This window comes from Cupriavidus sp. 01L45, assembly GCF_056399885.1.
The window spans coordinates 108134-114268 of sequence record NZ_JBFTSG010000022.1; the positions used below are offsets into that span (position 1 = coordinate 108134).

Annotated in this window: 7 protein-coding genes and 1 pseudogene; all 8 read right to left on the reverse strand. The window is 63.4% G+C overall.

Annotated elements, in window-relative coordinates:
* Window positions 1-62 precede the first annotated feature (62 nt).
* A complete protein-coding gene (locus AC1DT6_RS17190; RefSeq protein ID WP_045238071.1) occupies window positions 63-284 on the reverse strand; it encodes a DUF3565 domain-containing protein in 222 nt (73 codons plus the stop codon).
* Between the two features lie 34 nt (window positions 285-318).
* Complete coding sequence (iscA, locus tag AC1DT6_RS17195; RefSeq protein WP_017229301.1) at window positions 319-639, reverse strand: iron-sulfur cluster assembly protein IscA; 321 nt, start codon at window positions 637-639, stop codon at window positions 319-321.
* Window positions 640-670: 31 nt separating this feature from the next.
* Window positions 671-1075, reverse strand: a complete 405-nt coding sequence (gene iscU, locus AC1DT6_RS17200; protein ID WP_045238072.1) for a Fe-S cluster assembly scaffold IscU — start codon at window positions 1073-1075, stop codon at window positions 671-673.
* Window positions 1076-1124: 49 nt separating this feature from the next.
* On the reverse strand, window positions 1125-2348 hold the full coding sequence (locus AC1DT6_RS17205) for an IscS subfamily cysteine desulfurase (protein WP_441630083.1): 1224 nt from the start codon (window positions 2346-2348) through the stop codon (window positions 1125-1127).
* Window positions 2349-2410: 62 nt separating this feature from the next.
* Window positions 2411-2965, reverse strand: a complete 555-nt coding sequence (iscR, locus tag AC1DT6_RS17210; protein ID WP_035859280.1) for a Fe-S cluster assembly transcriptional regulator IscR — start codon at window positions 2963-2965, stop codon at window positions 2411-2413.
* Window positions 2966-3045: 80 nt separating this feature from the next.
* Complete coding sequence (locus AC1DT6_RS17215) at window positions 3046-5136, reverse strand: site-specific recombinase (protein WP_441630002.1); 2091 nt, start codon at window positions 5134-5136, stop codon at window positions 3046-3048.
* Between the two features lie 47 nt (window positions 5137-5183).
* Entirely contained in the window at window positions 5184-5675 is a 492-nt protein-coding gene (locus tag AC1DT6_RS17220; protein WP_045238075.1) for a low molecular weight protein-tyrosine-phosphatase, read from the reverse strand.
* A 302-nt stretch (window positions 5676-5977) separates the two neighbouring features.
* Window positions 5978-6135 (reverse strand): annotated as a pseudogene (locus tag AC1DT6_RS17225) (IS630-like element ISCARN39 family transposase); the annotation flags it as partial.

The window sequence follows — 6135 nt, forward strand, 5'->3', positions numbered from 1 at the left end:
GCGGTGCGCCGGCCGCGCCGGCGATGCCGCAATAAGTTGCGCAAGCACCGGTCGGCAACGCGCTACGCGCTTCGCGCCGCCCAATCTGCCGGCGGCTCCGCCCGATCGCACTTCAGGCAGTTCACCACCTCGCCGATCCGTGCCGCCCGGCCCTGCGCCGTCAGCGTCCACGGACGCATCTGCCAGGGCGGGTCATGGCGCATATGCTGGCCATGACCGCAATCCAGCTCTGCCACCCAATGGCTTTCGTCATCCTGGTGGAAGCCGACTATGCCGCGTTTCATCCCATTCTGCGCAAAGACGTCAGCCGTCGCGCGCTCAGACCCGGAACGACTCTCCGCAACCGCATTCGTCCTTGACGTTGGGGTTGTTGAAACGGAACCCCTCGTTCAGGCCTTCGCGCGCGAAGTCCAGTTCCGTGCCGTCGATATACGGCAGGCTCTTCGGATCGACGATCACCTTGATGCCGTGCGACTCGAATACGCTGTCTTCCGGCAACAGGTCGTCGACGTATTCCAGCTTGTAGGCAAGGCCCGAGCAGCCGGTCGTCTTGACGCCGAGGCGCAGGCCAACGCCCTTGCCGCGGCGGTCCAGGTAGCGCGCCACATGCTTGGCGGCTTTCTCGGTAAGCGTGATCATCGGTGCTTTATCCCTTGATGGATCGCGGAACTCAGGCGGCCTTCTGTTCGGTGGCGCCGTCGTGCTTCTTCTTGTAATCCTCGACCGCCGCCTTGATGGCGTCTTCGGCCAGGATCGAGCAATGGATCTTCACCGGCGGCAGCGCCAGTTCCTCGGCGATGTGCGTATTCTTGATTTCCAATGCCTGATCCACGGTCTTGCCCTTGACCCACTCGGTCACGAGCGACGAGGATGCGATGGCCGAACCGCAGCCATAGGTCTTGAACTTGGCGTCTTCGATCACGCCAGCTTCGTTGACCTTGATCTGCAGCTTCATGACGTCTCCGCAAGCCGGCGCGCCGACCATGCCGGTCCCCACGGCGTCATCGTTCTTGTCGAACGAGCCCACGTTGCGGGGGTTTTCATAGTGGTCGAGAACCTTCGTGCTGTATGACATTTTGGCTACCTCTTGGCGTAATTATGGGGTCTTGCGGGGGCCTTGGCGCTTAGTGCGCGGCCCACTGGATGGAATTCAGGTCCACACCGTCCTTGAACATTTCCCACAGCGGCGACAGGTCGCGCAGCTTGGCGATCTTGCTCTTGAGCAGTTCGACGGTGTAATCGATTTCTTCTTCGGTGGTGAAACGGCCTACCGTAAAGCGAATCGAGCTGTGTGCCAGTTCGTCGTTGCGGCCAAGGGCGCGCAGCACGTACGAAGGCTCCAGCGACGCCGAGGTGCAGGCCGAGCCCGACGACACCGCCACGTCCTTGATCGCCATGATCAACGATTCGCCTTCGACGAAGTTGAAGCTGACATTCAGGTTGTGCGGCACGCGCTGTTCCAGGTCGCCATTCAGGTAGACCTCTTCCATGCCCGACAGGCCGCGCCACAGGCGGTCGCGCAGCATGCGGATGCGCTCGTTTTCCGTGGCCATTTCCTCGCGGGCGATGCGGAAGGCTTCGCCCATGCCGACGATCTGGTGCGTGGCCAGCGTGCCCGAGCGCATGCCGCGCTCGTGGCCGCCGCCGTGCATCTGCGCTTCCAGGCGCACGCGCGGCTTGCGGCGTACGTACAGCGCGCCAACACCCTTGGGGCCATAGGTCTTGTGCGCCGAGAACGACATCAGGTCGCACTTCAGCGTGTTCAGGTCAATCGCCACCTTGCCGGTGGCCTGGGCCGCGTCGCAATGGAAAATAATGCCCTTGGCGCGGCAGATCTCGCCGATCTGCGCCACATCCTGGATCACGCCGATCTCGTTGTTCACCAGCATCACCGACACCAGGATCGTGTCAGGGCGGATCGCCGCCTTGAGCACTTCGATGTCGACCAGGCCGTTTTCCTGCACGTCGAGATACGTCACCTCGAAGCCCTGGCGCTCCAGCTCGCGGGTGGTATCCAGCACGGCCTTGTGCTCGGTCTTCACCGTGATGAGGTGCTTGCCCTTGCCCGAGTAGAAATTGGCCGCGCCCTTGATGGCGAGGTTATTGGACTCGGTTGCGCCCGACGTCCAGACGATCTCGCGCGGATCGGCACCAACCAGTGCGGCCACCTGCTCACGCGCCTCCTCCACCGCGCGTTCGGCATCCCAGCCGTAGGCGTGGCTGCGCGAAGCCGGATTGCCGAACTGTTCGCGCAGGTACGGAATCATCTTGTCCGCCACGCGCGGGTCTACCGGCGTGGTGGCCGAGTAATCCATGTAGATGGGGAAATGTGGGGTGCTCATCGTTATGACTGCCTTTTAGGGACCGCTATGCTTGATGTTTCTCTGTGCTCTCTGGCCGGCTGCCCGTCTTACGACTGAGCCAGGCTGAAAACCGAATTCACCACCCGCGGACGCGCGGGCTTTTCCTGTTTGTCCGCCTTGCCCAGCGGCACGGCCACGGCTTGCGCCACCGACTCTTCGCGCATGTCGTGCAACACCGCGGGGGATTTGGCGCGCTGCTGGTCGACCAGGTTCTTCAGGGAGACGGAATCGAGATACTCGACCATTTTCTGGTTCAGCGTGGCCCACAGCTCGTGGGTCATGCAGCGACCGGTTCCCTCATCTCCGTTACAATTACCTTTTCCGCCGCACTGGGTCGCGTCGAGCGGCTCGTCGACAGCGATGATGATGTCGGCCACCGTGACGTCCTCCGCCTTGCGGGCAAGGCTGTAGCCGCCACCCGGGCCGCGCACGCTCTCCACGATCTCGTGGCGACGCAGCTTACCGAACAGCTGCTCGAGGTAAGAGAGGGAAATTTTCTGGCGCTGGCTGATGCCCGCTAGCGTAACGGGGCCCTGATCCTGGCGCATGGCCAGGTCGATCATGGCGGTTACCGCGAAGCGGCCTTTGGTCGTCAGTCTCATGATGCTGGGGAGTACTTGATCATTTTGGTCAAGTATAAAAGAAGTCGACTAATTCAGTCAAGTACCCCTGCCGCATTGCATCAAACCCGCCCCTCCCCCACCGGCGCCGCCGTCTCTGGCGCGCGCGGAGGCACGATCAGGGACCAGGGGTTTTTCAGGATGCGCTGCCGCACGGCCGCGCTTAGCGCCCGGCGGTCTACCCGACGCAGGCTGCGTGAGCGCAACGCCATATTGAAGGCCAGGGCGAAACTCACTGCCACATTGAGCAAACCCATCAGCGCAATGCCCGCCACCGCCAGCCAGAACGAAGGCATTTTCAGCACGCCGAGACCCAGCACGCCAATCGAGGTGCCTACCGCCCCGGTCGACAACGTGACGTGGCGCACCTCCATATGCGGACCGAAGAAGCTGAGGATCTCCGGCCCCAGACCGAGCAGCAGGCCAAGCGAGACATTGGCCGCGACCCCCGACATATTGCGCTTCCAGAAATCCGCCATGCGCGCCGCACCCTGCACGCCCAGCACATAGCGCAGGCGGCGGTTATACGCCATCACGTCGTGCACCTTGTGCAGCGCGAACCAGTTGTCGGCCCAGCCTGCCACCAGACTGGACAGCCACAGCAGCACGCCGGTGAAGATGGCATAGACAGGCGTGGGACCGAGAATGGAGAAGGACTCAATGGTGGCGATCGCCTTCGCCGGTGTGATCAGGTTGGCACCCAGGAAGCGATTGGCCAGCCACTGGATGGCCAGCGCGACCGGAAACACTGCCGCGAGGTTGCCGAAAATCGCCGCGGCGTTCGAGCGAATCATCGCGATGGTGTCATCGACAAAGATCTCCCGGCCCTCTGGCCTGCCGACCGCGTCGAGCCGGTGCGCCAGCGCCGGGCCGGTCATCGCCGGCTGCTTGGTGGCCAGCGTGAAATGCGCGAAGTGAATCACCAGGAAGCTGCCCGCATAGTTGAGCGAGGCAAGCAGGCCCTCGATGAACTTGTCCAGGTGCAGTCCGTAGATCAGAAACTTGAGATAGACCGTGCCCACGGTGATCAGGCCGCCGCCGGCCGCGGCCCGCATCAGATCGCGGTACTCGCGGCGGTCGCGCGTGATGTAATGCTCGCCGGTTTCGGCAGAGCGCTCCACCACCTTGCGCGCCAGTTGCGAGAACGAAGTGCCGGCCAGATGGACGATGCTGCGGCGCGCCTGGGTGGAACGAATCAACGCCGCAATCAGATGGGCATGCCGGTCGCGCCGCTGCGGCTCGACCCAGGTTGCCAGCAACAGCTCGATGCGCGCAAGCCGCACTTTCATGCGCTCGATCTGGAACACGACCTCCACAGACACGCCATTCTCTTCGAGATCGTCGTACACACGCTGGGCCGCCTGGTGGCAGCCGTCAAGTAGTGCACGGAAATAGTTGAGGCGGTGCGCGAACGCCTCGCCACCGTGCTGCGCAGCCCCTTCCTCGCACAAGGCCTCGGCGGCGCTGCCCAGGCGGAAGAACGGCGTGTCCTGCACCTTGCCACTGAGGCGCGAGCGGATCGCCTGGCTCAGCCCCGTGGCGCGAACCTGGCTCACCAGTACCTGGATGCTGGTGGCCAGCGTGCGATCAAAACGATCCCATTCCGGCACCGCGGCGGCATCGCCCGCTGCCTCCGGGTCGTCCGCGCGCAACACGGCAGTCAGCCCCTCGAGCAACTCGGCGTCCAGCGCCTCGACCCAGTCGGCATCGTTGCCGTCGATAAACAGCAGCGCAAACAGGCTCGCCAGATCGCCGCGATTGGGCGGCGGTGGCAGGAAGCGCGCCTGTAGCCGATCGAGCACCTCGCTCCAGAAGCCCGGGTGAGACGCCACGCCGGTATCGCAAAGCAAGGTAGTGGGATCGTTGTCGCGCACCAGCGAGCGCACCATGCTGGCAAAGCGCCCCGCCACTTCCGGGTTGCGGCCAAGCACCTGCAGCAGGTAGCGCAGCCGAACGTGCTCGCGGCGGCTCTTGTCGGCCGCCATGCCTTCGGCGCCAGGCAGCCCGTCGCGCCGGATCCAGTAGCCCAGTTCGATCAGCCAGCTGTTACGGTCCGCCAGCGGTGCCTCCGGGTCCGCGGCCGCCAGGATTGCGTCGAGTTGCAGGCTGGCATTGCGCGATTCGCGCCATTTGCGGAACAGGGAACGAAACATGAAACCTCATGAAAATTAAACAACGGCCGGAAGGTTCGCGCCTCCAGTCAGGCCGCGCCGTCCAGCCTCTTTGCGAGCAGCATGGCGACCACGCCATCGCAGGCGTCCTCCACGTAATCGAGCACGCGTTCGAAGCCGTCGCCCTCGCCATAATAGGGATCCGGCACTTCATCCGCGGCGTGGCGGCTGGCGAAGCTCATCAACAAGCGCAACTTGTCCTGACTGCCAGGCGGGCTGATTGCGCGCAGAGCCGCCAGGTTGTCATGGTCCATGGCCAATAGCAGGTCGAAACGCGCGAAATCCTGCACCACCGCCAGCCGCGCGCGTTGCGCGGAGAGATCGTAGCCACGGGCCAGCGCATGGCGCTGCGAGCGCGCATCCGGCGCCCGCCCGACGTGGTAGCCATGCGTGCCCGCCGAATCCAGCTCGACCAGATCGGCCAGCCCTGCCGATTCCAGTTTGGCGCGCATCACGCCTTCAGCCGTTGGCGAGCGGCAAATATTGCCCATACAGCACATGAGAATGGCGTATTTCTTCATAGGAATCAGATACCTGAGGTTCATTCAGGAAGCGAAAGTGCAGCCAGGCCGCTGATACATCCCGATGAAATCAATCGCCTGCAGCACGCCTTGGGCAGCCGTGGCAGTCCTTCACGAATTTTGCAAGCCGAATTCTACCCGCTGCCGCCTACGCGAACCGCCACGATCAAGAGGCGCCGCGGTTGCGGTTCGAAGTCGAAAAAAGCGCTGAGGGCGGCGAGAAGCGAAGGACCGCGATTGCAATCAAGCCACCCGGCCCGCTGCATTGTGGCAAATTATTGATCCTTGTATAAATGACGACATCACCACAGCTCGGCCTGCTTCCAGCACGCGGCAATGATGTTGGCGCGTTGTTGTGCGCTGCGCAGCCGATTGCGGGCGGTCGTTTTGAGTTCGGTGAGCGAGTGTGGGCAGAAGTTGGCCAGGGCATGGCGCTTGAGCCAGGCCCAGAGATACTCCA

What these genes read in the sequence shown, in the direction of transcription:
- AC1DT6_RS17190 (WP_045238071.1), bottom strand. Translation starts at nt 284, where the DNA reads ATGAAACGCGGCATAGTCGGCTTCCACCAGGATGACGAAAGCCATTGG.
- iscA (WP_017229301.1), bottom strand. Translation starts at nt 639, where the DNA reads ATGATCACGCTTACCGAGAAAGCCGCCAAGCATGTGGCGCGCTACCTG.
- iscU (WP_045238072.1), bottom strand. Translation starts at nt 1,075, where the DNA reads ATGTCATACAGCACGAAGGTTCTCGACCACTATGAAAACCCCCGCAAC.
- iscR (WP_035859280.1), bottom strand. Translation starts at nt 2,965, where the DNA reads ATGAGACTGACGACCAAAGGCCGCTTCGCGGTAACCGCCATGATCGAC.
- AC1DT6_RS17215 (WP_441630002.1), bottom strand. Translation starts at nt 5,136, where the DNA reads ATGTTTCGTTCCCTGTTCCGCAAATGGCGCGAATCGCGCAATGCCAGC.
- AC1DT6_RS17220 (WP_045238075.1), bottom strand. Translation starts at nt 5,675, where the DNA reads ATGAAGAAATACGCCATTCTCATGTGCTGTATGGGCAATATTTGCCGC.